Consider the following 3,262-nt stretch of genomic DNA (forward strand, 5'->3'; position numbering starts at 1 on the left):
CCATGATACCTGAAGATGCTCGATTTCAGCGAGAATGCACAACTTGTTAATCAAGGCGACAGTGTGCGGCAATAGTGAGCTATTGTTAGCACTGGCAACGAAGAGTAACAAGCTGTGCAACTCACACTGCGTGGACTTCTCAGCGCCAATTCTTCTTTATTACATTAGCTCGAAAGAATCCCGGTATTCCTTCGCTAATGCGCCTCAAAGAATTGGCGCTGAAAAAGTCCTGAAACATGCATCTTCAAGTATCATGGGTATAACTATTTTAAAGTATCGCTATCAACGATACTTTCTCAACTCTTCAGAAACATCTTCTTCTGGTGGCCGTTCAACGGTAAATAAATGGTCCATAAAGTGGCTAATCATTAAGCCTATACCTGAAAAAATACTCAGAATAATCGCAGCGACTTTGAAATCAGGCAAGAAGTACCCAAATGCAACGAACAGGATGATCGCATAAAAACTGAACATTTTTAATTTGGCAATTTTTACACTTTTACCTAACCAAGCCTCGCAGTGGTAACAACGGATTTCAGTGGCTAACCCTTCACCTCGCTGCTCAGAAATTTTGGTGACTTTGAGTGTCTTACTGCAATTGGAACACACTAAACTCATGTTTCTAAAAATCCTTATCCTGCAGCACTGCGCTGTTTATTGTTGTTTTTAAATGGCTTACTTTTACCAAACGGTGCTTTACGGCCAGAACTTTTAGGCTTATTGCGGCTTTGACCATTATTCTTTGAATCACTACTCGCACCATTGCTACGCTTTTGCGACTGACCTTTCTTAAATTGGTTATCACTAAAACGCGTTAACCCTTTTTCACCGGGCTTCGCTTTTTGACCCTTTTGCTTGGCAATCGCATTACGCTCGTGACGACCTTCAGCAGGCACTAGTTGGTGTGGGCTGTTACCAATCAAGTCTTCGCGCTTCATGTCTCGCAAAGCTTCACGAATCAGTGGCCAGCCAGCTGGATCATGGTAACGTAATAAGGCTTTATGTAATTTACGTTGACGCCCTTTTTTAGGGACTGTTACCACTTCACTGTCCTTTTTAACGTTTTTCAGTGAGTTTAATTCGGTATGATAAATCGTAGTCGCATTAGCCATTGGTGACGGATAAAAGTTTTGTACCTGATCCAACTTAAACTTGCGTTCTTTCAACCATAACGCCAAATTCAGCATATCTTCATCTTTCGTACCCGGATGCGCAGAGATAAAGTACGGGATCAAATACTGCTCTTTACCCGCTTCCTTGGAATATTTATCAAACAATTCTTTAAATTTATCGTAGGTGCCCATGCCCGGCTTCATCATTTTATTGAGTGGGCCTTCTTCCGTATGCTCAGGCGCAATCTTCAAGTAGCCACCGACATGGTGTTGCACTAATTCTTTAACGTATCTTGGGTCTTCGGTTGCCAAGTCATAACGCACACCAGAGGCAATCATCACCTTCTTGATGCCCGGCACATCACGCGCTGCACGATACAAGTCAATCGTATGTTTATGGTCAGTATTTAAATGACCACAAATACTTGGGAATACGCACGATAAACGACGACAGGTGGTTTCCGCTTTTTCGCTCGAACACCCCAAACGATACATGTTTGCCGTTGGGCCACCTAAATCAGAAATCACCCCAGTAAAACCCGGTACCTTGTCCTGAATGTCTTTAATTTCTTTGATGATGGACTCTTGCGAGCGACTTTGAATAATTCGGCCTTCATGCTCTGTAATCGAGCAAAATGAGCAGCCACCAAAACAGCCACGCATAATATTGATCGAAGTTTTGATCATGTCATAGGCAGGTATTTTCGCTTTACCGTAAAACGGGTGTGGCACACGTTTGTAGGCTAAATCAAACACCGCATCCATTTCATCGGTATTCAGTGGCCATGCAGGCGGGTTTACCCATACACCACGAGCGCCATGCATTTGAAACAGCGCTCGTCCACAACCCGGATTTTGCTCTTGATGCAAAATGCGTGATGCGTGTGCGTACTTGAATTTATCGACTTTTACTTTTTCGAAATCAGGCAATAAAACGTACGTTTTTTCCCATGGTTTTGGACGAGAAGGCTGGACAGATATTGGCTTTGGTGCATCATTATCAAAAACTTTCTTATTTGTTGGGCCGGATAGCTTTTCACAACCTACATCATCAGCACCGTAAGGATTTGGGATCGGATCAATCTTATGCAGTTGGTCGATTTCTTTTGAATCCACCCCTTTCCATTCATGTACGGCTTCTTTACGAATGACCGCAGTACCTCGAATGTCTTGCATTCGATCTATGGTTTGCCCTGTCGCAAAACGATGTGCAACTTCAGCGAGTGGTCTTTCAGCATTGCCGTAAATCAGAATGTCGGCCTTGGCGTTAAAAATAACGCTTTGTCGCACGGTATCAGACCAGTAATCATAATGAGCAATACGACGTAAACTGGCTTCGATGCCACCAATCACTACAGGAATGTGTTTATACGCTTCTTTACAACGCTGGGTATACACCGTCACTGCTCTATCAGGGCGCTTACCGCCTTCATCATTAGGTGTATAAGCGTCATCGGTGCGGATGCGTCGATCAGCGGTATAGCGATTGATCATTGAATCCATGTTACCTGCGGTCACACCAAAAAATAGATTCGGTTTGCCCAACTGCATAAAGGCGTCTTTACTCTTCCAATCAGGCTGAGCAATGATACCCACATGAAAACCCTGTGCCTCAAGCATACGACCAATGACGGCCATCCCAAAACTCGGATGATCGACATAAGCATCACCAGACACGATGATGATGTCACAGCTGTCCCAGCCAAGTTTATCCATTTCCTTTTTGGACATAGGTAAAAACGGAGCCGATTCAAAATGTTCAGCCCTGTATTTTTTATAGGAAAATAAGGTGGATTCAACTTGCATGGGTTACCTGTAGTAGCCTGAAGCAGACATAAAAAATGCGCTGCATTGATAAAAAACAGCGCATTATAGCAGAAAGCAGCTTAGTCTAGCTAATTCAGCCTATCAATTTTCTTGAGTTTTACTTCTGTGGACTTTTAATTTATCACTAAACTCTTGTGACATTTTCTGAATTTTTGGCATCAATTTCATCACCATTTGCTGACTAAGCTGTATACTTTGAGTGGGTGTTCAGTCTAATTAATGTCTAAATTATTTGTTTCAGGCTTGTTGGTAAACTCGTTACAAATTATGTGTAACAGGAAAACCGTATCGATCTAACTTTGACCAAAATTCTTCCCAATATC

General features: G+C 42.6%; 2 protein-coding genes. Both read right to left on the reverse strand.

Going from position 1 to position 3,262, the window contains the following annotated elements; all coding sequences use genetic code 11:
* Positions 1 to 282 precede the first annotated feature (282 nt).
* Positions 283 to 618: a hypothetical protein gene (locus tag JQC92_RS21560; RefSeq protein ID WP_205001589.1), complete on the reverse strand. Its 336-nt coding sequence runs from the start codon at positions 616 to 618 to the stop codon at positions 283 to 285.
* Between the two features lie 14 nt (positions 619 to 632).
* Complete coding sequence (locus JQC92_RS21565; RefSeq protein ID WP_205001590.1) at positions 633 to 2,918, reverse strand: YgiQ family radical SAM protein; 2,286 nt, start codon at positions 2,916 to 2,918, stop codon at positions 633 to 635.
* Positions 2,919 to 3,262 lie beyond the last annotated feature (344 nt).

Origin of the sequence: Parashewanella hymeniacidonis (genome assembly GCF_016900895.1) — a bacterium.
In the GTDB taxonomy this organism is placed as follows: domain Bacteria; phylum Pseudomonadota; class Gammaproteobacteria; order Enterobacterales; family Shewanellaceae; genus Parashewanella; species Parashewanella hymeniacidonis.